Genomic DNA, 23,795 nt, shown 5'->3' with positions numbered 1-23,795 from the left:
AGTTTAACTTTGTGTGGTTAACACACAACGAAATGACGCATTTCATATTTCTGACGTGTTTAAATATCACACTCTACTTAGGCCAATATAAAATATAATCATCATGAATGAGCAGCAACGGCAACAATTAGAAAATCACTTGGCACACCTGAGACTCGAAATCGACCCTATATTAGCGAAACAATATCCAAGCTTTGCGGGGAAACCCTACCCCTTAGGCCGATGTAAAGAAATACGCAATGCCGTGCTTGATAAGTTGCATACACAATTAACACAAGAAAAAGTACCTGAAGCAATAGAGCCACTCTCAGCCAAGCTAAGTGGTGGGCAAGTACTTAAACCTGTCTGGGGGACACTCAGAGATGAATACTTCCAAAATGCGATTTTAATTGACGATTGGTATATTGATGCTGCAAACGATACCGTGAACCCCAACAAACCACGCGTTGAAATTGTAAAACTTGCCGAAAGTGGCTTTAGCGCCATCTCAAGTTTTGAGCAGTTTTGTACGATTGCACAAAAATACTGGCAGGTCACCTTATATCAGAACGATCTCTTTCCTGCACTTGCGCCGTTTTTACCGCTCGTATGCGTAAATCAGCAGGGCGCCTGTTGGCTAGGTGCTGCCAATGACGACATGATTTCATTGGCCAGAAAGTCAGAATTCAGGTTGAGCGAGCGTATTCTCTCTACGCTACCAAATACACCACAGCACATTAAAACCGCTTGGTACACGCAATATGGCTATCTCAGTGACCATTTATTACAGCGTACTGAAGTAGACCCTACAACATTTTGCCAATCATACCGCGCGCAGCAAAAAGACTCGGATTTATTATTCCGTGACGCTATCGTGAAAGCTTACTTACAGCTGGCGAAGGGGGTGAGTATTGCTTAAACCAAGCAGAGCCCAATAAAGCAAGTGTGACTATTGGGATTGACCATATATTCAGTGCTTGCCAGCCAATTTTACTTTCAAGCCAACCTGCAAATAGTGACGATAGCACCACCATACTAAATACAAAAAATTCATTTGCAGCTTGTGCCTTTGCGCGCTCGTGAGGTTGATATGTCTCACTCACCATTGACGTCGCACTGATAAACATAAAGTTCCACCCCACTCCGAGCAAAAATAATGCAACGAGAAAGTGCCAATGGCTCAGCCCGAGCAAATTGATGATGGCACAACCCAACATAAGCAAACAACCCACGATGACCATAACCACGGGAGTATACTGCTCCACCAACTTTCCAGTGAAAAAAGAAGGTAAAAACATGCCCAGTACATGCCATTCAATCACCAAAGCAGACTCTGCTAAATCAAAGCCATGGCGATGCATTGCCAGAGGGGTTGCGGTCATCAATAAATTCATCACAGAGTAACTGATCATGCCAATGAAGGCAGCAATCATAAATTGCGGTTGTGAAACGATTCGCTTGATCGGCCTTTGATGAAGTTGGCTCTGCTGTCCAGACACTTCGTTAAAAGTCACCAGTTGCAACAGTGTCAGGGCTATTAGATACACACAGGTTAATGCCAAAAATGAATTTGCAAAATTAACTTCAGGTAAATAGTGATTCACCCATACAGCTAAATTGGGTCCAAGTACCGCAGCAATAACCCCACTGGCCATTATCATAGAAATCGCACGAGCGGGTTTGTCACTGACCTCGATGGCCGCAAAACGATACAAGGTGGCGAAACCAATTCCTATGCCAATTAAAAATGTAGCTAAACAAAACAAATAAAACTGACTATTTACCAGTGCCATATAACCCAATATTGCACCTGATGTCCCAATAAGGTTACCCATACTAAAGCCTAACTTTCGGCCTGTTTTAGCCATCACCAATGAAGCGGGTACAGTTGCAAGCAATAATCCCAGCATTTGGGTCGCGATCGGCAAAGTAATTAAGGTGTCAGAGGCACTTAACTTCTGACCAACCAAAGCACTGATTGTCACCAGTAAGATATTGCCCGTGGTCATCAACCCTTGGCAGCATGCCAATAAAAAGACATTTTTATTCATTGTTCAGTGTCCTTACTTTTTTGCAAAAAATAGAGGATTTCCGCTAAGGCTAGAAAATAATATAGAAATGAAAACGGGTAATTAATTAACAAGTCAGACAGTTACAGCGTATGTTACCTCATCACAGCGGTATAATGCGATGAGGTAATAATCACTAACGTACTGCGTTATACATTCAGTACTTTTTAGAGCTAAATACAATAACTAGGCTTGCTCTTCACGCAAAAATACCGGCTCATTCGCTTTTTGTGTCGCTTCTTCGCTAAAATAATAGCCCGCAATGTCGAAAGCTTTCAGTGATTCAATATCTTTAACATTATTCTCCATAATGTATCTCGCCATCATGCCACGGGCTTTTTTCGCATAGAAGCTTATCACTTTATATTGGCCATTTTTACAGTCTTTAAATACCGGCGTAATAATGTCAGCATTAAGTGCTTTCTTGTCTACGGCTTTAAAGTATTCGTTAGAAGCCAAATTGATTAACTGGGTAGAACCAGATTCTGATAACGCTTCGTTAAGCTTTTCTGCGATAACCGCACCCCAGAATTCATACAAGTTTTTCCCGCGCGTGTTCGCCAATTTCGTACCCATTTCCAGACGATACGCCTGCATCAAATCTAATGGTTTTAATACCCCATAAAGGCCAGACAAAATCCTCAAATGTTGCTGTGTGTAATCAATCGTCTGATCTGATAGCGTAGTCGCATCAAGACCCGTATACACATCACCATTAAAAGCAAAAATCGCTTGCTTTGCATTATCCGCTGTAAATGGCTGAGACCAGTCGGCAAATCTCGCTGCGTTTAAACCAGCCAGCTTATCGCTGATTTTCATCAAACTGCCGATTTCTTGAGGACTTAAGTCACGACAGACTGAAATTAATGCTTCAGAATGCGTCAATAACTCAGGTAAGGTGTGGCGCGTTGTTGGCGCACTAGAGTCGTAATCGAGATTTTTTGCGGGTGAAATAACCGTGATCATTGATAGCCTATTGACTTAAATATTGATTAATGTCAATTTCAACACTATCCACAGTTGATCGCAAGCGTAAAATCTTCCGCCTTTAGGTGTTCAAACAAATAGCCGTAAGGTAAGACCGCACCTTTACTGTGGGTAAACACAACTCACCTAACCATAACAATAACCGTACCGGCAATGTCGAGCCATATGATCATCAATCATAAGGACATTTGACCTATAAAAGCTGATCACGGTATTGCAACATACGGTGTGTAATTTATTTAAGCTGCAAAATTAGGAATGAGGACAGCATGACTTCAGCATTAGATAGGCTAAAACAGCATTCATCGATCGTTGCCGATACAGGCGACATCGAAGCGATCCGTAAACATCAACCGGAAGACGCAACAACTAACCCTTCTCTTTTATTAAAAGCAGCACAGACGCCGGCCTATCAGCCGTTTCTAAAACAAGCTTTAGATTACGCAAAATCTCAAGAACAAGATGAGCAAAAGCAAATTGAACTCGCTTGTGACTACTTCGCGGTTTTAATTGGTAAAGAAATTGCTAATATCGTACCTGGCTATATCTCGACAGAAGTTGATGCTCGCTTGTCATTTGATACACAAGCCACTATTGCTAAAGCGGAGCAGCTTCTTGCGCTATATGCTGAGCAAGGCGTTAGCAAAGATAAGATCTTAATCAAAATCGCCTCTACTTGGGAAGGCATCAAGGCAGCAGAAGCACTAGAAAAACAAGGTGTAAAATGTAATCTCACGCTGCTATTCAGCCAAGCGCAAGCACGCGCATGTGCAGATGCAAACGTATTTCTCATTTCACCGTTTGTTGGCCGTATTCTTGACTGGCATGTAGCAAATGGTGTCGATAAGCCAACTGATCCACTTGACGATCCGGGTGTTCAGTCTGTTCGCACTATTTATGATTTCTACAAGCGTCATGGCTACAAAACAGTGGTGATGGGTGCAAGTTTCCGTAACACGGGTGAAATCGTCGCTCTAACAGGGTGTGATAAGCTGACGATTAGCCCAGCGCTGCTAGAAGAGCTAGGTGAATTAGCGGCAACTGAAGATTACCTACTAGAAAACGCACCAGCATCAGCAGACAAACCAGCACCGCTCACTGAGAGTGAATTCCGCTGGTTGCATAACCAAGATGCTATGGCCACAGAAAAGCTTGCTGAAGGCATCAGAGCGTTCGCGCATGCACAAGAAATTTTAGAGTCAGAAGTTTCTAAACTATAGTAGGAACTGAAATTAAAAAAGCGCCTCATTGGGCGCTTTTTTTTGCTATGTAAAACCAACTATCGGCGCATACTCAAATTCCTAAGTTTGATTACAGAGTTACCACACCAACTAACCGGCGTGTTACTACGATTAAATACATTGCCAGCCGGTTTGCCAGATACCGCCATTGTCATAGCCATACTATACAAACGATTATAATGGCCTTCAGAAAACTCTTTACTGTCAAACAAATATAGTTGATTACCCATTAATACCGCAAAATCATCTTCACATGTAAAAACAAGGTCAACTGTCTTACCCGATGCACCTGAAGAGCTTGATAAAGCACCAAAAGATGCGAATATCAAAGATAAAGCCAGTAGAGCTACTTTCATAATTATTTCCTTTAAGTCTTTTTAAGAAGCCATATTGTACCTATTAAGTATCTAAATCAAAAGCAAAATAAGTAGCTTCCCCCGACTTTCAATGTCATCAAAGTGTCACCTTGTTTTCACTTTATAGACATATTTGTGTTTTATTTTTCTACTGTCTGTGGTATACCAGCATTACTCAAGTGTGTTTTTCATGCAAATGGGGTAATGCTTAAACACATGTTTTGAGGTTAGTACATCAATAGGAGATATTCATGGATAGCCTAGACGATATGATTGAAGTTGTAGAAAGTCCAGAACCAAAAAAAAGAGCCTCTTCGAAGGGGAAAAAAAGAAAATGGCGTGAAATTGAAGCGCTAAAAGACAGACAACGCCTTCGTAAGGAATTGGAAGAACTAGATATATTCGCAGACAGTGTCGATTTAGACGAACTCGACTTTATATAGCAAAAAGGCTCTTTTATAGAGCCTTTTTGTTTGTCTGTATCTTACCTACTGACATGCTTGGCATGTCAGTTATAAGGCTTATATTTGCCAGTCGATGGGGGGTTTACCCATAGATTGTAGCAACGCGTTGGTTTTGGAAAAATGCTGACATCCAAAAAAACCTCTATGCGCCGACAGCGGTGAGGGATGTGGCGCATGCAAAACATGATGGCGTGACGTGTCTATCTCTTTACCTTTCTTTTGCGCGTGTGCGCCCCACAATAAAAATATCACCCCATCACAATGTTCATTAATGGTGTTTATCACCACATCAGTGAAACGCTCCCACCCCAACTTTTTATGAGAGTGAGCCTGACCTTGTTCGACAGTCAGCACCGTATTTAGTAACAAAACACCTTGTTGGGCCCAGGGTAATAAGTAACCATGAGCGGGGATCTCAAACCCATCAATATCGTTAACCAACTCTTTATACATGTTGACCAAAGAAGGAGGAACCTTTACCCCTGGTAATACCGAAAAACATAATCCGTGAGCTTGGTTTGGGCCATGGTAGGGATCTTGTCCCAGTATCACGACCTTAATATCCTCAAGTGCCGTTTCATTTAGCGCTGAAAATACCTGTTCATCGGGTGGATAAACTGTTACGCCCTCACTGCGTCTTTGCGCAACATGCGCCAAAGTTTCCTGTAAATAAGGCTGCTGCTTTTGAGCTTCAATGAGCGTTTGCCACGATATCATAGTCGCTTTCCGTAATAGTTTCTTGAGGCGTGCAGTTTATCACACAAATCTTGCACCCCTTCTAGCATTCGCGTGCTAAAACGATGCAGTAGGTCTGCATCAACTTCAATATATTGCTTGTGTTTGACAGCGGGGATCTCTGTCCACTTTTGCCACTGGACTTGCTGCGGTTGCTTTGCCGCTTTCTCGTTTGGAATAATAATAACTTGAGGGTGCTTAGCAATCACATTCTCGAGGCTAATTTGTGGATAGTCAGTGGTTGCTTCAGCAAATACATTTCGCACGCCGCACATAGTCAGTGTCTGATGTATCCATGTTTTGCCATTGATAGTCATCAATGGAGATGGCCAAAGCTGATAAAAAACATCCACTGTCACCTTATCATGGTACTGATTAATTATCTGCTGATAACGTTTATTAAACTTATCAGCAAGTTTCTCAGCTTGTACTTGGTGGCCAGTGAGTTTACCCAGCTTGATCAATTCCGCAGGCACTTGACGTATATCTTTGGAAACACTGTAAGCGATAGGAATACCCAGTGATTTTAACTTTTCAATATCTGCTTCTTTGTTTCCATTTTTCCAAACTATAACCATATCAGGTGACAGTGCGAGTACCTTTTCCAACTGGATCCCGTGGTAACCGCCAATTCGAGGTATACGATTGGCCGCTTCAGGGTAATCTGCATACTCGACAGTACCGACTATTTTATCACCTGCTCCAATCGCATATAAATTTTCAACAATATGCGGAGCCAATGCGATAATCCTGCTGGGCAGTTTAATTTCTTGCGCAAAGCTGCTTGCTGTGAATAACAAAGCCAGAACCAGCCACCAAATATGTATGGCCATTAGTAATCAAACCCTTTTTGCGCCTGAATACCAGCTTCAAAAGCGTGTTTTACATTTCTCACTTCACTGACGGTGTCTGCCAGCTCAGTAAGCCTACGGTGCGCACCACGACCGGTGATGATCACTGACTGCATTTTCGGCCTATTACTGAGCGCTTCAATCACCTCATCAAGGTCTAGATAATCGTAACTCACCATGTAAGTCAGCTCGTCTAATAAAACCAAGTCAATATTCTCATCTTGTAGCCATGCCTTTGCATGCTGCCACGTTACTTGTGCAGCTTGTGTGTCGCTTTCTCTATCTTGTGTTTCCCACGTAAAGCCCGTTTTCATTACCGCAAATGGGACACCCGCATTCTCTAGTAAATTACGCTCACCGCATTCCCATGTGCCTTTGATAAATTGCACCACTGCGGCGTTCATACCATGCCCAACACAACGAGCTACTGTGCCAAAACCCGATGTTGATTTGCCTTTACCATTACCGGTTATGACCTGCAAAATACCCTGCTCTATATTGGCTTTAGCCACTTTTTGGTCAACTTGTTCTTTTACTTTTTGCTGTCGCTCTTTGTGCTTATCTTGATTCTTATCCGTCATACTGGGCTCCTATACCTTAAGTTCAAATATCTTATCTATATCTAAATGTTGCTCACAAATATCCGCTAATTTATCAAGCTGAGCTTCACGATGCTGCGCCAGATCAAAGCCATCAAAATCAAACTGCTCATCACATGCCCATTGTAAAATTGCACGACTTGCAATGGGATTATCAAACAACCCATGCAAGTAAGTACCCGCTATCAAATTATCATCAGAAATAAAGCCATCTTTATGAAAACCTAATGGATGATCATTGAAGGTGAGAAAGGGTCGCTTTAACGCCTCTCCTCGACTTTGACCACAGTGGATCTCATACCCAGAAATGGCGACGGCTTTACCATTCAATAAACAGTGCCCAGACACATTGGTTAGCTGCTTTTTTTTACCAAGTTCTGTAGTCAATGCGGCTAATCCGAGCGCTTTGGTATGGGCTTGTGATGACTCCATATGCAGCGGATCATTAATTGCTTGTCCAAGCATTTGCAAACCACCACAAATGCCTAGCACCTTACCTTGATACCTAAGATGTCGATTGATTTCTTTATCCCAGCCTTCGCTGCGCAAAAAGGCTAAATCATTGATGACATTTTTACTGCCTGGAATGATGATCAGATCAACGTTACCAATTTTCTCACCATGACGCACATAGTTTAAATCCACTTTTGGATGTAATCTCAAACTGTCAAAGTCGGTATGATTGGAAATATGCGGCAACAATAAAACAGCGATACTTAACAGCGCATCATCGGTACGATTCTCTATAGAGATTGCATCTTCCGCGTCCAGAGCCAAACCATGTAAGTAAGGCAAAACACCTAACACGGGTTTGCCCGTATAGTCTTCAAGCCAGTCTAAACCGGATTGTAATAGACCGATATCACCACGAAACCGGTTGATCACAAACCCTTGCACCAAGGCTTGCTCCTGTTCACTCAACAACGCAAGCGTACCGACAAGATGCGCAAATACACCGCCTTTATCAATATCAGCAATAATGATCACTGGGCATTCGACTTCACATGCAAACCCCATATTGGCAATATCGTTTTCTCGAAGATTGATTTCAGCAGGACTGCCTGCGCCTTCCACCATGCAATATTGATAGGTTTGTCCTAATCGCTCATGGGACTCAATCACAGCCTGCATCGCAACCGCTTTATAATCATGATACTTGCCAGCTTCCATATTGGTCAGTGCTTGCCCATGCACAATGACTTGTGCACCTGTATCAGAATTGGGTTTCAGTAAAATGGGATTAAAATCAACACTGAGTGGCACCTTTGCCGCCACCGCCTGCAATGCCTGTGCCCGACCAATTTCTCCGCCACAGGGCGTAACGGCGCTATTAAGCGCCATATTTTGAGGTTTAAAAGGAGCAACTTTAAGTCCCTTGCGAGCCGCTACACGACACAGGCCTGCAACCAATGTGCTCTTACCTGCATCGGAAGTGGTGCCCTGTACCATCAATGTCTTCATTTTTGTTCACTTTTTTAAATTTAATGCCAAACCTGCCATGACAAAATCTACATGATCTGCCACAGCTGCAATATCTTGATGCAGACGACCTGACTCATCTACAAATTGACGACTCAGCGCTCCCATCGGCACAATGCCATGGCCCACTTCATTACTAACGAGTATTACCTTGCCTTTCGTTACCTGAAGCGCTGTAACTAGTTGAGATTTTTGTTTTTCGTACTCTGCGAACTCAACCTCACACAGACCATGAGTCAGCCATAATGTTAGGCAATCAACCAGTGCACACTGTGACGACGATAGATTGGCAATGATCGGTACGATGTCCCATGGACATTCAATCACGTTCCAGCAAGACAGCCTTGAAGCTTGATGATGTGCAATACGCTCGGCCATCTCTTCATCTTTGCTTTGTGCGGTTGCCACATAGATAAGCTCCTTGACTGAGCCACTCTCCAGCCAGTTTTGTGCTCTTTGCTCGGCAAGCGTACTCTTCCCCGAGCGTGCACCACCCAAAATGAGTTCAACATGCTTAGTCATATTAGGCTTACAACCAAAAAAGTATAAATCATTAATTCTGAGATTTGCTGCGCTGCGCCCAAGCAATCTCCAGTGTAACCGCCCAACTGTTTTTTAAACCAACACTGACACAAAAGGCGGGTAAGCCATAAAGTGACGATTAAAGCAATCACTTGCCATAACGTAAGCACTGAGCAGACTAAAGCAACAGCTATAACGGCAATGCCTGTTAAGTATAAAGTCGCACGACAGGCTAGCTGTAGGCTTTTTGCCACAGGCTTGACTTTACTCTGTGCATCTAGCTGTACATAAGGCAGCTTGCCAATCAAACTGGTCGCGCTTAGGCGGCTCAAAGACTGCGCCAACACAATCCCCCATAGCAGTGCAAATAGGTTGCCGCTAAGGGTAAGCATCAAGTGAAATTTACTCAGCATTAAGATAAGCAGCGCCACACTACCATAGGTGCCCAGGCGACTGTCCTTCATGATGTCCAGCTTCTGCTGCTGACTCCAACCACCGCCAAAGCCATCCCACACATCTGCAAACCCATCTTCATGAAATGCGCCTGTGAGCAAAACGCTTGCACCGATAGTGAACAGAATTGCAACGCTCATAGGCAATACAAGCGACAAAGCCCACAGCAAGAGTGCCATCACCAAGCCGATGCAAACACCCACACAGGCAAAGTAACGGCTAGACTGATTTATATCGGCATCCGTAACAGACGCCGTTAATTTAATCGGGACCCGAGTTAAAAATATCACGGCCAATTTAAATAGAGACCACTGTGTCATATCAGCCAACAACCTGGGTTACTTGCGCTTGGGAAAAGCTCGCCATATCGTTATAAATAGCCAATGCACTTTGAATTATTGGCAGTGCTAATGCTGCACCGCTTCCTTCCCCTAAGCGCATATCTAACTGCAGTAATGGCTCTACATTTAGCCACTCTAGCATCTTCTTATGCCCTTGTTCGTTAGAGCAATGCGCAAACACCATATATTGCTTCGCGTTGGGCAACATCGAAATAGCCAACATAGCCGCAGCTGTCGCAATAAAACCATCGACTAAAATTGGTTTTTGCGCCTCAGCGACGGCGAGCATAGCACCAACCATATGGGCAATTTCAAATCCGCCAACGCATTGTAAAATCTGTTTAGGGGCGTTGCTATCCAACTGATGAAGGTCAAGCGCCTGCTCTATCAGCAGCTGTTTTTTCGCAACAATATCTTGGCTTACACCTGTACCCTGTCCGACAGTCTCTTTCGGAGCTAAATTACATAGCACAGAAAAAATGGCGGCGGCAGACGTGGTGTTACCTATCCCCATTTCACCAAACGCAAACAAATTACAACCCATGTCCAACTCTGCTGCAACAAGCTGTTTGGCGTTCTCAAAACCTTGCGTTAACTGAGCTTCAGTCATCGCAGGCTGCAAATGAAAAGACGCAGTCGTTACCCCAAGCCTGTTGTCAATCACGCGACTGTTTTGAACAGGCTTAAGAATACCGCAATCCACTATATTTAGACGCCAACCCAATTGACGGGCCAAGACACAAATTGCAGCACCGCCATCAGCAAAATTTGCCACCATTTGGCCGGTGACTTCACTTGGTGCAATAGAGACGCCTTCGCTGGCAATGCCATGGTCGCCAGCAAAAATACTGACTGATGGATTTTCAATGCTAAAATGTTGCGCGGTCATTGTCTCTTTTGACATGCCTTGTGCGTAAATCAACACCAATTGCTTTGCCAGTGCCTCTAACTTACCCAATGAGCCTTGAGGTTTTGTTTTTAAATCTAGTTTTTGCTGTACAAAATCATTGTGTGTTAAATCTAAAGCAGGGATCATATGGGCCTCTGTTAAATACTTGCCGCTCGCTTGCGAAACATAAGTAAAGATAAGAAAAAGACGCTACCTATGGCCGCTGTAATCACACCAATAGGTAATTCTTGGTTTTCTATGATTATTCGGGCTAGCACATCCACCCACAGCATCAATAATCCACCGCTTAAAGCCGTGACTAACATGCCTAATACACGCGCTTGAGAGATAAAAAACCGTACTATGTGTGGGATCATTAAGCCAACAAAGCCTACACCACCACATGCTGCGACTAACACAGCCGTGATCAAAGAGCTCACTAATAACATGCCCAAGCGCAACCGGTGTACATTAACACCTAAAGTTACCGCGCTTTCATCGCCCAATAACAACGCATTTAAGTGCCTTCTAAAACATACGACTGTCATGATCCCACCTAACACCACAATCGCGGGTAACCACATCCACATCCAATCAGCACGGCTAAAACTCCCCAAGCTCCAAAAGATAATCGCGGTAACCGCTTGTGGATCACTCCAATATAAGAGCAAACTCGTAAACGCATTAAACAGAAAAGAAAGTGCAACACCCGCAAGCAGCATGTTTTCAATTTGTGCGGTACCTTTATGATACGCAATGACGAGCAATAAGCTCATAGCCCCTATGCTGCCAAGCAAAGCTGCGCCAGACATTGCTAAAGCGCTTTGCACACCGAATAAAGTCAGTAGTAACACCACACCAAATGACGCCCCCGAAGAAATCCCAAATAAATAGGGATCAGCAAGGGGGTTGCGTGTCACGGTTTGTAAAATTAGCCCCGCTGTCGCAAGACCCGCCCCAGCCAAAAATGCAAGTACGGTGCGCGGTAGCCTCAACTCTATAACAATTTTTTGTGCTAACTGCGAGCTGTCGTATGACCATAAAGCTAGCCAAACATCGTAAAAGTCGACTTGTACAGCCCCGATGCTTAGGGCACACACAAAGCTAAATAAACATGCAAGTAACAATGCACTGCTTGCAGCGAATCTCATACTCGTTCCCTCGATGATAACTCGCCACCACCCGATAAGTGATATTGATAACGAATATGTGGGATCTCTTGTTCACTCGCAGGGCATGCTTGGAGAGCCACATCGGCTTTGACGCCAAAAACTTGTGCTAACATGGACTCACTTACCACCTCTTTGGGCGTACCATGAGCAATAAGCTCTCCATGATTTAAAACGAGCATAGCGTCACAGAGGGCTGAGGCTAAATTTAAGTCGTGAAAAGAAGCAACCACCGTGATCCCAAATGACTTAGCAAGCGCCATAATTTCGATTTGATACTTCACGTCCAAATGACTGGTAGGTTCATCCATTAAGAGTAAAGTCGGCCGCTGTACAATGGCTCGGGCTATCATCACCCGCTGTTTTTCTCCCCCGGATAAAGACTCATATGATTGCTTTTGTTTATGAGTTAATCCGACCTTTAATAGCGCTTCTTGGATGGCCTGTCGGTCGCGCAGTGATACACTGGAAAATAGGCTTTTGTGCGGCGTGAGGCCCATGGCGACGACATCAAAAACAGCAAGATTAAATTGACTTGGGATCTCCTGAAGCACTGCAGCGACTTTGCGAGCATAACTTTGGCGGTCATACTCACTTACATCTTTGCCATTAATTCTGATAGTGCCAGATGTTGGACTCTGGAAGCGATATAAACACCTCAGTAAAGAGGATTTTCCGGCCCCATTAGGCCCGATGAGACCGATAAACTGACCCTCTTCAACTGAAAAGCTGATATTGGATAAAATCGATTTATTATTGATAACTAGATGTAAGCTATCGACTGATATTGGTGTTGCCGCCATAATTCCTCTACATGGGGCACACATCAGAATACCACTGTATCATTTATGACTTGGTAAAATGACATGACCTAAGTGCGCCCGCTTAAGTCTTTATTCCAACCTTGGTATCTGGCTTTAAATGAGTAGTCATGCAATCATTTTTACAGTTGCGGGGACAGCTGAGGGTTTACACCTCATTCCCAAGTGATGTCGAAATAATTTTGTGTATTATGAAGTCTAGATGGCTAAAACACAACTTTGGGCCATGCACTCCCTTGTTCGTCATAGAAAACTGACACCTGAATGACCTTGCCATATCCAACCTCAAAGCAGTTTAAATGATTTACAGCGCCTTCAGGCAATGCTAGCCAGTGTGCCAATAGCTGCTTCATAACCCCACCATGAGTCACAATGACGATTGTGTCATCACTGCTTTGAGATGTGAAAGCACACCACCAAGCTTTAATTCGCGCATTAAAACAGGCCATACTCTCTCCTTCAGGTGGTGTAACGGCCCAGGGGTTTTGCCAAAAGTCGCCAATACTGGGCGAGCGAGTATGCTGCCAAAGCCACTCATAGCTTTTACCATCCCAATCACCAAAGTTCATTTCTTGTAGTGCATTGACGACTGTGAACTCTGCATCCAGCTTTTCTGAAAATGCTTTTGCTACAAGCTGACATCGCTGTCTTGGCGAGCTGAGCACACGTTTTGGCTTGGGTAAACTATGGAGTGTTTTTAGTAATTGGTTTTGACTTTGTTCAGTTAAAGGAGGATCGGTTTGCCCTAATAACTTACCGGATAATATCGTTTCAGTATGACGAACAAAGTAAAGAGTTTGCAGCATATACTTGGAGATAATAAAAACGCAGGCTAGCCTGCGTTTTTATCTAATTATAGAATTTGGTTTTCGCGCCAAGATTGCTCTTTGGCTAAACGCTTTTTACGTTTGTCACATGGGTCATCACAATCACAGATTTTATCGATACCCATTGAGCCTAAACCACCACAGCTACTTGCCATTGATTTTTTCTGAACGATTACACCCACAGCCATAGCTGCAGCGATCAAGATAAGTAACCCAAAGGTAAGAATAAATAGTGACATAGGCAAAGGCCCCTCAATAAACTAGCTTGGTCAAGTTCCAAGCAACTGACGGTGTATTGACAATATTATATATCTAAATCCGTCAAAGTTGAATGAATTTACCACACTAAAAGCAATGATATTTAACCGGATCCACTGATTACTTTTTTACATCTAAATACGGCTTAAACGCAGTGCTTGAAAATGTCTCTAGGCCAGCGTCTGTCTTACTGATCAAGTACACGGGTAGATTATGCGCTTCAGCATAATCTCTTGCTCGTTGCGTTCCCATCACGGTAAGCGCTGTTGCCAAGCCATCAGCGGTCATTGCTGAAGGATGTAACACCGTCACAGACACCAAGTCATGGCGTACCGGTCTACCTGTACCCGGATCAATGAGGTGCGTGAATACCTCGCCATCCATTTCGTAAAAGATACGATAGTCCCCTGACGTGGCAATGGCATTATTACCCGGCTCTACAACTCGGTGAATTTGACGCTGTCCTGCCGGTGCATCCGGTTTTTCAATCGCTATTCGCCAAGGTGAACCATCCGGCTTATTGCCAGAGATACGCAGTTCCCCGCCAATCTCTACCATATAATTAGATAAGCCTTTTTTCTCAATCAACTCAGCGACTTTATCGATTCCATAACCTTTCGCCGTCGCTGAAAAAGATAGTTCAAGATGTGGCAGTGATTTCGCCAGCCCTTCATCTGTCAGCGCTAATTTATTTACACCGATATTTGCTTGCATGGCTTCAATGTCAGATTGCGAAGGTCTTTTGGTCGGTCTTTTATCCGGACCAAAGCCCCATAAATCAATCAGTGGTCCCATAGTCACATCTAAGGTTTTAGTCGACTCACCTAGGCGAATAGACTCTGCGATCACGGCACGAAAATCGCTACTAATCGGCATTACTGTATTGGCTTCAAGGCGATTAAAACGATTAATTTCTGAGTCAGGGATATAGGTAGACATGGATTGGTTAACTACCACAAGCGCTTCATCCACTTCTTGCTTAAAACGCTGCGCTTCTAAGCTCACCGGACCTGGAAATACTTTAATGTTATAGGTAGTTCCCATGGTTTTGCCGTTAATTTCAACCGGCTTTTGTTGAGTTTGCTGTTGTCCACAAGCGGACAAAAAAAACACCAAAAAAATAACAGAGAATAAATAGCTGAGTTTTTGCATCTACTTTTTAGTCCTTAAAGCATATAAAAAAACCCCTAGGGAATGCCCTAGGGGTTTAATCTCATTAAATACGATTTATCATCATATCTAAGTTCCTAATTAACCACCGAAGTCATCAAGTAGGATGTTTTCGTCTTCAACACCTAGATCTTTCAGCATGTTGATAACAGCCGCGTTCATCATCGGTGGACCACACATGTAGAACTCACAATCTTCAGGCGCTTCGTGGTCCTTCAGATAGTTTTCTAGTAATACGTTGTGGATGAAGCCTGTGTAACCTTCCCAGTTATCCTCTGGTTGAGGATCTGAAAGTGCTACGTGCCACTGGAAGTTTTCGTTGTCAGCTGCTAAGCCGTCAAAGTCTTCTACGTAGAACATCTCACGCTTAGAACGTGCACCGTACCAGAAAGACATCTTACGATCTGAGTTAAGACGCTTAAGCTGGTCGAAGATGTGTGAACGCATTGGTGCCATACCTGCACCACCACCAACGAATACCATTTCTGCATCAGTTTCTTTCGCGAAGAATTCACCGAATGGACCAGAGATAGTCACTTTATCACCTTCTTTTAGTGACCAGATGTACGATGACATCTTACCACAAGGTAGGCTTAGGTTATTTGGCGGCGGAGTTGCAATACGTACGTTAAGCATGATGATACCAAACTCTTCTGGGTAGTTTGCCATTGAGTATGCACGGATTGTTTCGTCATCAACCTTAGACTCAAGGTTAAAGAAGCCGAAACGCTCCCAGTCGCCACGATACTCGTCAGGAATATCGAAGTCAGCGTATTTAACGTGGTGAGCTGGCGCTTCAATCTGGATATAACCACCTGCACGGAAAGGTACAACCTCACCTTCAGGGATACCAAGCTTAAGCTCTTTGATGAATGTCGCTTTGTTATCGTTAGAGATAACTGTACATTCCCACTTTTTAACACCGAAGATAGACTCTTCTACTTCGATTTCCATGTCAGTCTTAACAGCAACCTGACACGCTAGACGACAACCTTCACGTGCTTCACCTTTAGTAATGTGGTCAAGCTCTGTTGGAAGAATATCACCACCACCAGAATGAACATGTACGCGACACTGGCCACAAGAACCACCACCACCACATGCTGATGAAATGAAGATACCTGCATCAGCTAGTGAGCCTAGTAGCTTACCACCTGGTGCCGAAGTAATTGCTTTATCTGCATCGCCATTGATGCCGATTGTGATGTCACCGCTTGGTACAAGCTTCGATTTCGCTGCGATGATGACTAGCACCAAGATCACAACGATAGCGATGAACATACTTACACCTAATACAATAGTTTCCATCGTATAGTTTCCTCGCTAATTAAAGTGAAATACCAGAGAATGACAAGAAGCCAAAGCCCATTAGACCTACAGTGATAAAGGTAATACCTAAACCACGAAGACCGTCAGGGATATCAGCATACTTCATCTTCTCACGAAGACCTGCTAGCAATACAATTGCAAGCGCCCAACCCACACCAGAACCGACGCCGAATACGACTGATTCTGTTAGGTTGTAGTTACGCTCAACCATGAATGCTACCGCACCGAAAATCGCACAGTTTACTGTGATCAGTGGCAAGAAAATACCAAGTGCGTTGTATAGCGCTGGGAAGAACTTGTCCAATGTCATTTCAAGGATCTGTACCAGTGCTGCAATTACACCGATGAAAGTCAAGAATTTCAAGAAGCTTAAGTCAGCCTCTGGGAAACCAAGCCACTCTAGTGCACCTGGTGCTAATACCGCGTGATAAACGATGTTGTTTACCGGTACAGCTACACCTAGTACGAAGATAACAGCAACACCAAGACCAAACGAGGTAGTTACTTTCTTAGATACCGCAAGGAATGTACACATACCTAAGAAGAAAGATAGCGCTAAGTTTTCAATGAAAACTGCTTTTACAAATAAGCTAAGATAATGTTCCATCTTTCTCCCCTTATGCCTTCGCTTCTACTTGGTCTTTCTTATAAGTACGAAGTACCCAAATGAAGAAACCAACTAAGAAGAATGAACTGAATGGCATAATTAATAGACCCATTGGCTGGTACCAACCACCGTCAGCAACAAGTGGAAGAATTTCAACACCAAATAGTGCACCTGCACCGAATAGCTCACGTACAAAACCAATTGTAATTAGAACTACTGAGTAACCAAGACCGTTACCGATACCGTCTAAGAAAGACATAAGCGGTGGCGACTTCATTGCGTATGCTTCAGCACGACCCATTACGATACAGTTAGTAATGATCAGACCAACGAATACCGTTAGTTCTTTAGCCGTAGCATAGACAAATGCTTGAAGTGTTTGGTCAACAACGATTACCAATGATGCGATAATCGTCATTTGAACGATGATACGTACACTTGACGGAATGTGGTTACGGATCAACGAGATAAATAAGCTTGAGAACGCAGTTACCACTGTCAAAGCAAGTGACATGATAAGTGCATTTTTAAGGCTTGAAGTAACCGCTAGCGCAGAACAAATACCCAGTACTTGCAGAGCAATCGGGTTGTTTGCGAAGACTGGTCCTAACAAGACTTCCTTCATTTCTTTTGCATTAGCCATTAGTTCAATGCCCCTTCACGTACTTTCGCTAGGAATGGACCAAACGCTTTGTCGCCTGTCCAGAACTTGAATGTGTTTTCAACACCGTTTGACGTCAGTGTTGCACCAGAGATGCCATCAACTTTGTTTACATCGCTGCCAGCTGTGCCTTTTACGATATCAACAGGTAGTTGCTTGCCTTCCCAAGTAGCTGTCCACTTAGGATTCTGGATTTCACCACCAAGACCAGCGGTTTCGTTATGCTGATAGAAGTTGATAGCTTTAATGGTTTTTGTATCAAGTTCAAGTGCGATGAAACCATACATGATGCCCCAAAGACCATAACCTTGAATAGGTAAGATCACAGACTCAACCTGACCATTGCTGCCTTTGGCAAGGTATACAGGAGACTCATGAGTCATACGAAGTACGCCAGCTAAGTCTTCTTCTTTTGGAAGTGCAAAACTGCGCTCCGCATCAAACTTAGTCATTGTAAAATCGAATGAGTTTGGATCTGTTTCAACAAACTCACCTGATTTAAAGTCAACAACGCGAGCATCAATTACTTCGTTGTACTTTTGAGCAACGTTTTCAACGTCTTTAAAACCAGCCGCAGCTAGAATGTTACGTTGAACATCTTCAATTTTGTTAGCTTGCTGTAGTGGGCGTAACTGTACTGCCGCAAAAGATACGACGATTGCACACACTAAACACAGACCAACAACAACGCCTAACGTTTTGCCGATAGTTTCATTGTTACTAGACACGTGCCAATCTCCTCTTCACATTAGACTGCACAACAAGGTGGTCGAATAGCGGTGCGAATAGGTTAGCGAATAGGATTGCTAACATCATACCTTCTGGGTATGCCGGGTTAACAACACGGATAAGAACAACCATAACACCAATTAATGCACCGTATGCCCATTTACCTTTATCAGTGAAAGACGCAGAAACTGGGTCAGTCGCCATAAAGAACATACCAAATGCAAAACCACCAAGTACTAAGTGCCAATGCCAAGGCATAGCAAATGTCGTGTTCGTGTCAGAACCGATCATGTTCAGTAGCGTAGACATCACCACCATACCTAGGAATGTACCTAGTACGATGCGCCATGACGCGATACGAACATACATCAAGAACAAACCACCAATTGCTAGTGCTAGCGTCGACGTTTCACCCATTGAACCTTGGATAAAGCCGTAGAATGCATCCCACCACAACTGCATGTTGTTGTAATCTAATGAACCGATCGCTGCTTGACCTAAGTATGTAGCACCAGAGAATGAATCTACTGCTGTCCATACTGTGTCACCTGAGATATCACCTGGGTATGCGAAGAAAAGGAACGCACGACCAGCAAGTGCAGGGTTAAGGAAGTTACGGCCTGTACCACCGAATACTTCTTTAGCTACCACAACACCAAACGTGATACCTAGTGCAACTTGCCATAAAGGAATGGTTGCAGGCAGGATCAATGCAAATAATACTGAAGTTACGAAGAAACCTTCGTTTACTTCGTGCTTACGCACTGATGCGAATAATACTTCCCAGAAACCACCTACGATAAACACCGTACCGTAAATAGGTAAGAAGAAGCACGCACCATAAAACATTTTCGCTGCCCAGCCAGAATCTGCTGTCAGCTCACCACCTAGCGCTTGGAAAATACCAGCTTGCCAAGTAGATGCGATGTCAAAACCACTACCAATAGCTAATGCCGCTTGGTGACCGATGTTGAACATACCAAAGAACATAGCCGGGAACGTCGCCATCCATACCAAAATCATGATACGTTTAAGATCGATGTTATCACGCACGTGCGTGCCGCCTTTGTTTACATAACCAGGAGTATAGAAAACCGTCGCGATAGCTTCATAAAGCGCATACCACTTCTCGTGTTTTCCACCTGGTTCAAAGTGAGGTTCAATGTCTTCTAAAAATTTCTTTAAGGCCATTTTTAACCTTCCTTCTCGATAGTAGTCAGGCAATCACGTAGGATTAAGCCAAAGTCATACTTGCCTGGACATACGAAGGTACACAATGCTAAATCTTCTTCGTCAAGCTCAAGCGCACCTAAAGAGATAGCGCTATCTAGATCGCCTGCGATCAGATCACGAAGTAATAGCGTTGGTAGGATATCCAGAGGCATAACACGCTCATAGTTGCCGATTGGCACCATTGCACGCTTAGAACCACCAGTAGACGTTGTAAACTTGAACAAACGGCTAGGTGCTAAGTGTGAAATGAATGTACGTGTCACAGAGAATTTTTTACTACCTGGCGCAATCCAACCAAATAGTTCTTTCTCACGACCTTCAAGAAGAACTGAAACCTGTACGTGGTAACGACCTAGGAAACCATGAGGGCCGGCTGCTGTTTTACCAGCTAACACAGAGCCAGAAATGACTCGGTTATCACCGTCTTCAAGTTCACCAGATACTAAATCTGTTAACGACGCACCAACTTGAGTTTTAACTAAACGAGGATTCTTTACGCGAGGACCTGCTAAAGAAACAACTCGATCAGTGTAGATCTCGCCAGTTAGGAACAGCTTACCAAACGCGATAACGTCCTGGTAACCTAAGTGCCAAACTTGCTTGTCTGCACCAACTGCATCTAGATGATGGATATGAGTACCCACTAAGCCTGCTGGGTGAACACCCGCGAACTCATGTACTTCTACTTGTGATAGCGAAGAGCTTGGTACTTTACTACCAGACTGCTTACACACAAATACTTTGCCATCAGTTAGACGTGAAACCACAGCAAGACCCGCTTCAAACGCTTCAACGTTTTCAGCAATGATCACTGCAGGATCTGCGGCTAATGGGTTAGTATCTATGGCTGTCACGAAGATTGAGCTCGGCGTTGCACTTGGAACAGCAACACGGCTAAATGGACGTGCACGTAGCGCTGGCCACTGACCAGATTCAATAAGCATTTCTTTAACTTTCTCACGATCTAGGTTGCTTAAATCAGCAGCTGCGACCTTGTCGAAAGTGATTTGCTCATTGCCTTGCACTTCAATCACGACAGACTGAAGAACACGCTTAGCACCACGGTTGATTTCTTTAACTACACCAGAGGCTGGCGCAGTAAACTTGACGCCAGGATTCTTTTTGTCTTCAAAAAGAATTTGGCCTTTTTTGACTTGGTCATCCACGCGAACATGCATGGTTGGACGCATACCAATAAACTCTTCACCAAGCACAGCTACGCGTTTGATGGCAGCGCCATCATGAATAGCTTGCTGTGGTGCGCCCTCTATGGGTAAGTCCAGACCTTTTTTTATGTTGATCATACGCACTTGCATTACATTAACGGAAAGAAATTGAAAAATCTTTAGTTATCACGGCCGCTATCTCATCGTGTTTTCAGTATCAAAGAACTCGCCTAATCAAAAGAGACTTGACAAAAGCCAAATCAACCAAAAACAAGCGTCGTGATATATAGTCCTCACATATTTCCGCAATTTTAACATTAATCGCCCTGACTATGCGAGTAGAATTATCAAATTAATACGACTTAACAATGGTTTTAGCTCAGTTCAGCTAATTGCGATTAATTCAATATAGACCAAAGTGGTATTGAATGAGAAAAAGATAGGTGTGTTTAGTGGGATAAATATATGATGGTGAAGCAAGCACGCTTCACCATCAGCTCAATAATTAAACTAAATTATTGATTTCAGCAATAGTATTCACATCAGCGTCATAATCAACGCCGTCAACACCAAAACCAAATAATTTCAGAAACTCGTTGTGATAACCTTCGTAGTCAGTTAATGCATCGATAGTATCAGTATCTACAGTGTCCCAAATATGTTGAATGCGTGCTTGCACACCATCTTCTAGCTCTTTGTAGTTCTGGAACAGGTGACCATCGTCATCAAAACGCGGGCTATCGCTGTACAGGCTTTCATTGAATAGGCCATGGATCTGCTCGATAGTCCCTTCATATGTGCCATCTTCTTTCGTCACTTTGAATAATGCAGAGATATAAAGTGGCATGATTGGAATTGCAGAACTCGCTTGTGTCACAACGGCATTTAAAGAAGACACGTAAGCTTCGCCATTTAATGCTGCAGTAGATGCTTTAATTGCTGCTGCGGCTCTGTCCAAATCTTCTTTTGCTTTACCAATTGTTGCATGCCCATAGATTGGCCATGTTAGCTCTTTGCCAATATAAGTATAAGCCGTTGTCTTAAAGTTATCTGCTAATACATCTGCTTGCTTAAGTGCATCTAGCCAAAGCTCCCAGTCTTCGCCGCCCATCACTTTAACCGTATTGGCAATTTCGTCTTCGTTTGCTGCTTCAACACTCACTTCGTCGATAACGCGCTTAGAAGTATTGAGGTTTTTAGTTGTAATGGCTTCGCCAATTGGTTTTAGTACTGAACTGTGTGTTTCGCCTGTTTTAGGGTCAGTACGACGAGGTGATGCTAGGCTGTAAATAATTAAATCTACTTTGCCCATATCAGCTTTGATCGCTTCAATTGCTTTTTCTTTCAACTCAGTTGAAAACGCATCACCATTAATGTTTTTAGACCACAAACCTGCTTTATCAGCCGCGTTTTGGAACGCCGCAGTATTATACCAGCCTGCAGAGGCTGTTTTTTTCTCAGTACCTTCTTTTTCAAAGAAAATACCCAATGTTTTTGCGCCAGAGCCAAATGCAGCTGTAATACGAGACGCTAGACCGTAGCCAGTAGAAGCACCAATTACTAGCACATTTTTAGGACCATCTTTTAACTCGCCCTGCTGTTTTACATAAGCGATTTGCTCTTCTACGTGTGCAGCACAGCCTGCTGGATGAGCGTTTGTACAAATAAAACCACGGATCTTCGGCTTAATTACCATTCTATTTCCTAATAAATTTTGAATTTGTTTCAGATATTTAGGCCCATCATTTGCAACAAGAAAACCAAGGGTTGAACCAGATGGTGCCAGAAAAATTGCGTTATAGTGTAATCTCTGATGACCTAAACACAGGTCTGATCAGCTAATTAGTCGAACTTTGAACCACCTAAACAGTTAGGAGATGCTGGAACTTGTTCTGATTGTTGATTAAACTCTTTAGGTGTAAAAGCATGGATAGCTAGGGCATGTATATCGTTGGCCAATTCTGATTTCAGCACATCATTAATACGTCGATGACGTGGTAACAAGCGCAAACCATCAAATTCTTCACTGACGACGATCACTTTAAAATGTGATTCGCTCCCGCGACTGTGCATATGGCTTTCATTGATCACTTCAAGATGTGTGCAATCAATGGCATCACTGAGCTTTGTGTGGATTTGTTGCTGCATAGACATGGGTATACTCTTTACTATCATATTGTTAAACACCAATACTATACGCCCTAAATAAGGATTAACCAACCGTTCTAAACGCCCTAAATAAGGATTAACCAACCGTTCTAAACGTCAAGTTTATTCGACCTTGCTTCACTTTTGCTTGCTTCGGCAAGCTATGATCATAGTCCCGCTGACTTTCTCCAGACATAATTAACAAACTGCCAGTTTCAAGCACAAAAGAAGTGAGTTCCCGTGTTTGTCGATGGCGTATTTTGAACATTCTTGGTGCACCCAAAGATATCGAGGCTATTAGTGGTTTATTGCCCAACTCTTTTTCATCGTCACTGTGCCAACCCATTGTATCCATGCCATCACGATACCAGTTAACCAGCAGTGCATTAAAAGCTTTATCATATTGATTTTTTAAGCGCTGGCGCATGGCATCCAATGCGGGCAGCCATGCAACATTATCCAATGACTTACCTGAGTAGCTATAATGTACACTCGGGTCGGCAACGAAACACTGTAACCTCGGAATCAGATGATATTTACCATAGACCTGAATTTTTGGCTGTTGCCAAGGCAAACTCGTGGTTAAGTGCTCATATAAGGCCAAGCTTTTATCAAAAGAGATAACCTGTGGAAAATACGTAAAGCCTTCAGGCAAACATTCTTTGTTCAGCTGTGACATGATATTATGCACTCACATTGTTAGTGAAAAATA

The 23,795-nt window shown here is 43.4% G+C and carries 27 protein-coding genes and 1 riboswitch; of the genes, 3 read left to right on the top strand and 24 right to left on the bottom strand.

The genetic code is table 11. The features are described 5' to 3' along the window. The first annotated feature begins 103 nt into the window (after nucleotides 1–103). Nucleotides 104–898, top strand: a complete 795-nt coding sequence (locus S4054249_RS05100; protein ID WP_046354391.1) for a hypothetical protein — start codon at nucleotides 104–106, stop codon at nucleotides 896–898. Here S4054249_RS05100 and S4054249_RS05095 read toward each other — a convergent pair. Then, complete coding sequence (locus tag S4054249_RS05095) at nucleotides 849–2,030, bottom strand: MFS transporter (RefSeq protein WP_046354392.1); 1,182 nt, start codon at nucleotides 2,028–2,030, stop codon at nucleotides 849–851. The two genes, S4054249_RS05100 and S4054249_RS05095, sit on opposite strands and share 50 nt — an antisense overlap. Before the next feature lie 204 nt (nucleotides 2,031–2,234). Then, nucleotides 2,235–3,014 (bottom strand): peroxide stress protein YaaA, encoded by a 780-nt coding sequence (gene yaaA, locus S4054249_RS05090; protein WP_046354393.1) that lies wholly within the window; start codon nucleotides 3,012–3,014, stop codon nucleotides 2,235–2,237. A 290-nt stretch (nucleotides 3,015–3,304) separates the two neighbouring features. Here yaaA and tal point away from each other — a divergent pair, with 290 nt between their 5' ends. Then, the gene (tal, locus tag S4054249_RS05085) at nucleotides 3,305–4,255 is read left to right on the top strand and encodes a transaldolase (protein WP_046354394.1); all 951 of its coding nucleotides are present in this window, start codon (nucleotides 3,305–3,307) and stop codon (nucleotides 4,253–4,255) included. A gap of 59 nt (nucleotides 4,256–4,314) precedes the next feature. Here tal and S4054249_RS05080 read toward each other — a convergent pair whose 3' ends face one another. Then, a complete protein-coding gene (locus S4054249_RS05080; RefSeq protein WP_046354395.1) occupies nucleotides 4,315–4,632 on the bottom strand; it encodes a hypothetical protein in 318 nt (105 codons plus the stop codon). A gap of 251 nt (nucleotides 4,633–4,883) precedes the next feature. Here S4054249_RS05080 and S4054249_RS05075 point away from each other — a divergent pair, with 251 nt between their 5' ends. Then, nucleotides 4,884–5,075, top strand: coding sequence for a DUF3545 family protein (locus S4054249_RS05075; RefSeq protein ID WP_039611677.1), 192 nt, complete (start codon nucleotides 4,884–4,886; stop codon nucleotides 5,073–5,075). Nucleotides 5,076–5,153: 78 nt separating this feature from the next. Here the strand turns inward: S4054249_RS05075 and ung are convergent, their stop codons facing one another. The 21 genes from ung to S4054249_RS04970 all read right to left on the bottom strand — a co-directional run bounded on the left by ung (nucleotide 5,154) and on the right by S4054249_RS04970 (nucleotide 23,762). Next, the gene (gene ung / locus S4054249_RS05070; protein WP_046354396.1) at nucleotides 5,154–5,813 is read right to left on the bottom strand and encodes a uracil-DNA glycosylase; all 660 of its coding nucleotides are present in this window, start codon (nucleotides 5,811–5,813) and stop codon (nucleotides 5,154–5,156) included. After that, nucleotides 5,810–6,664 carry a cobalamin-binding protein gene (locus S4054249_RS05065; protein ID WP_145924978.1) on the bottom strand — a complete coding sequence of 285 codons (855 nt, stop codon included), beginning with the start codon at nucleotides 6,662–6,664 and terminating at the stop codon, nucleotides 5,810–5,812. The genes ung and S4054249_RS05065 overlap by 4 nt, the downstream gene beginning before the upstream one ends. Next, nucleotides 6,664–7,263 carry a cob(I)yrinic acid a,c-diamide adenosyltransferase gene (cobO, locus tag S4054249_RS05060; RefSeq protein ID WP_046354397.1) on the bottom strand — a complete coding sequence of 200 codons (600 nt, stop codon included), beginning with the start codon at nucleotides 7,261–7,263 and terminating at the stop codon, nucleotides 6,664–6,666. The genes S4054249_RS05065 and cobO overlap by 1 nt, the downstream gene beginning before the upstream one ends. Nucleotides 7,264–7,272: 9 nt before the next feature. Continuing rightward, the gene (locus S4054249_RS05055; RefSeq protein WP_046354398.1) at nucleotides 7,273–8,742 is read right to left on the bottom strand and encodes a cobyric acid synthase; all 1,470 of its coding nucleotides are present in this window, start codon (nucleotides 8,740–8,742) and stop codon (nucleotides 7,273–7,275) included. A 6-nt stretch (nucleotides 8,743–8,748) separates the two neighbouring features. After that, nucleotides 8,749–9,282, bottom strand: a complete 534-nt coding sequence (gene cobU, locus S4054249_RS05050; RefSeq protein WP_046354399.1) for a bifunctional adenosylcobinamide kinase/adenosylcobinamide-phosphate guanylyltransferase — start codon at nucleotides 9,280–9,282, stop codon at nucleotides 8,749–8,751. Next, nucleotides 9,279–10,055 carry an adenosylcobinamide-GDP ribazoletransferase gene (gene cobS / locus S4054249_RS05045; protein WP_046354400.1) on the bottom strand — a complete coding sequence of 259 codons (777 nt, stop codon included), beginning with the start codon at nucleotides 10,053–10,055 and terminating at the stop codon, nucleotides 9,279–9,281. Before cobS ends, cobU begins: the two co-directional genes overlap by 4 nt. A gap of 1 nt (nucleotide 10,056) precedes the next feature. After that, the gene (gene cobT, locus S4054249_RS05040; protein WP_046354401.1) at nucleotides 10,057–11,112 is read right to left on the bottom strand and encodes a nicotinate-nucleotide--dimethylbenzimidazole phosphoribosyltransferase; all 1,056 of its coding nucleotides are present in this window, start codon (nucleotides 11,110–11,112) and stop codon (nucleotides 10,057–10,059) included. An 11-nt stretch (nucleotides 11,113–11,123) separates the two neighbouring features. Further along, a complete protein-coding gene (locus S4054249_RS05035) occupies nucleotides 11,124–12,116 on the bottom strand; it encodes a FecCD family ABC transporter permease (RefSeq protein ID WP_046354402.1) in 993 nt (330 codons plus the stop codon). After that, a complete protein-coding gene (locus tag S4054249_RS05030; protein WP_046354403.1) occupies nucleotides 12,113–12,937 on the bottom strand; it encodes an ABC transporter ATP-binding protein in 825 nt (274 codons plus the stop codon). The genes S4054249_RS05035 and S4054249_RS05030 overlap by 4 nt, the downstream gene beginning before the upstream one ends. An 82-nt stretch (nucleotides 12,938–13,019) precedes the next feature. After that, nucleotides 13,020–13,144: riboswitch (cobalamin riboswitch) on the bottom strand. A gap of 17 nt (nucleotides 13,145–13,161) precedes the next feature. Next, the gene (locus S4054249_RS05025) at nucleotides 13,162–13,761 is read right to left on the bottom strand and encodes a histidine phosphatase family protein (RefSeq protein ID WP_046354404.1); all 600 of its coding nucleotides are present in this window, start codon (nucleotides 13,759–13,761) and stop codon (nucleotides 13,162–13,164) included. A 47-nt stretch (nucleotides 13,762–13,808) separates the two neighbouring features. Then, nucleotides 13,809–14,021, bottom strand: a complete 213-nt coding sequence (gene nqrM, locus S4054249_RS05020; protein ID WP_039611686.1) for a (Na+)-NQR maturation NqrM — start codon at nucleotides 14,019–14,021, stop codon at nucleotides 13,809–13,811. A gap of 139 nt (nucleotides 14,022–14,160) precedes the next feature. Beyond that, on the bottom strand, nucleotides 14,161–15,192 hold the full coding sequence (locus S4054249_RS05015) for an FAD:protein FMN transferase (protein ID WP_046354405.1): 1,032 nt from the start codon (nucleotides 15,190–15,192) through the stop codon (nucleotides 14,161–14,163). 99 nt (nucleotides 15,193–15,291) lie between these two features. Next, the gene (gene nqrF, locus S4054249_RS05010) at nucleotides 15,292–16,518 is read right to left on the bottom strand and encodes an NADH:ubiquinone reductase (Na(+)-transporting) subunit F (RefSeq protein ID WP_046354406.1); all 1,227 of its coding nucleotides are present in this window, start codon (nucleotides 16,516–16,518) and stop codon (nucleotides 15,292–15,294) included. A 19-nt stretch (nucleotides 16,519–16,537) separates the two neighbouring features. Then, nucleotides 16,538–17,146: an NADH:ubiquinone reductase (Na(+)-transporting) subunit E gene (nqrE, locus tag S4054249_RS05005; protein WP_039611689.1), complete on the bottom strand. Its 609-nt coding sequence runs from the start codon at nucleotides 17,144–17,146 to the stop codon at nucleotides 16,538–16,540. 10 nt (nucleotides 17,147–17,156) lie between these two features. Continuing rightward, nucleotides 17,157–17,789, bottom strand: a complete 633-nt coding sequence (locus S4054249_RS05000; protein WP_039611690.1) for an NADH:ubiquinone reductase (Na(+)-transporting) subunit D — start codon at nucleotides 17,787–17,789, stop codon at nucleotides 17,157–17,159. Beyond that, the gene (locus tag S4054249_RS04995) at nucleotides 17,789–18,535 is read right to left on the bottom strand and encodes a Na(+)-translocating NADH-quinone reductase subunit C (protein WP_023399564.1); all 747 of its coding nucleotides are present in this window, start codon (nucleotides 18,533–18,535) and stop codon (nucleotides 17,789–17,791) included. Before S4054249_RS04995 ends, S4054249_RS05000 begins: the two co-directional genes overlap by 1 nt. Beyond that, on the bottom strand, nucleotides 18,528–19,727 hold the full coding sequence (locus S4054249_RS04990; RefSeq protein ID WP_046354407.1) for an NADH:ubiquinone reductase (Na(+)-transporting) subunit B: 1,200 nt from the start codon (nucleotides 19,725–19,727) through the stop codon (nucleotides 18,528–18,530). The genes S4054249_RS04995 and S4054249_RS04990 overlap by 8 nt, the downstream gene beginning before the upstream one ends. A gap of 2 nt (nucleotides 19,728–19,729) precedes the next feature. Then, on the bottom strand, nucleotides 19,730–21,073 hold the full coding sequence (locus tag S4054249_RS04985; RefSeq protein ID WP_046354525.1) for a Na(+)-translocating NADH-quinone reductase subunit A: 1,344 nt from the start codon (nucleotides 21,071–21,073) through the stop codon (nucleotides 19,730–19,732). A 367-nt stretch (nucleotides 21,074–21,440) separates the two neighbouring features. Then, nucleotides 21,441–22,631: an enoyl-ACP reductase FabV gene (gene fabV / locus S4054249_RS04980; protein ID WP_046354408.1), complete on the bottom strand. Its 1,191-nt coding sequence runs from the start codon at nucleotides 22,629–22,631 to the stop codon at nucleotides 21,441–21,443. 146 nt (nucleotides 22,632–22,777) lie between these two features. Next, nucleotides 22,778–23,089: a BolA family protein gene (locus tag S4054249_RS04975; protein ID WP_046354409.1), complete on the bottom strand. Its 312-nt coding sequence runs from the start codon at nucleotides 23,087–23,089 to the stop codon at nucleotides 22,778–22,780. A gap of 91 nt (nucleotides 23,090–23,180) precedes the next feature. Beyond that, nucleotides 23,181–23,762: an alpha-ketoglutarate-dependent dioxygenase AlkB family protein gene (locus S4054249_RS04970; protein ID WP_046354410.1), complete on the bottom strand. Its 582-nt coding sequence runs from the start codon at nucleotides 23,760–23,762 to the stop codon at nucleotides 23,181–23,183. Nucleotides 23,763–23,795 lie beyond the last annotated feature (33 nt).

This window comes from Pseudoalteromonas luteoviolacea, from assembly GCF_001750165.1.
Lineage (GTDB): Bacteria > Pseudomonadota > Gammaproteobacteria > Enterobacterales > Alteromonadaceae > Pseudoalteromonas > Pseudoalteromonas luteoviolacea_G.
The sequence above is the reverse complement of the archived record's forward strand: the minus strand, read 5'-3'. Positions and strand labels throughout refer to the sequence as shown.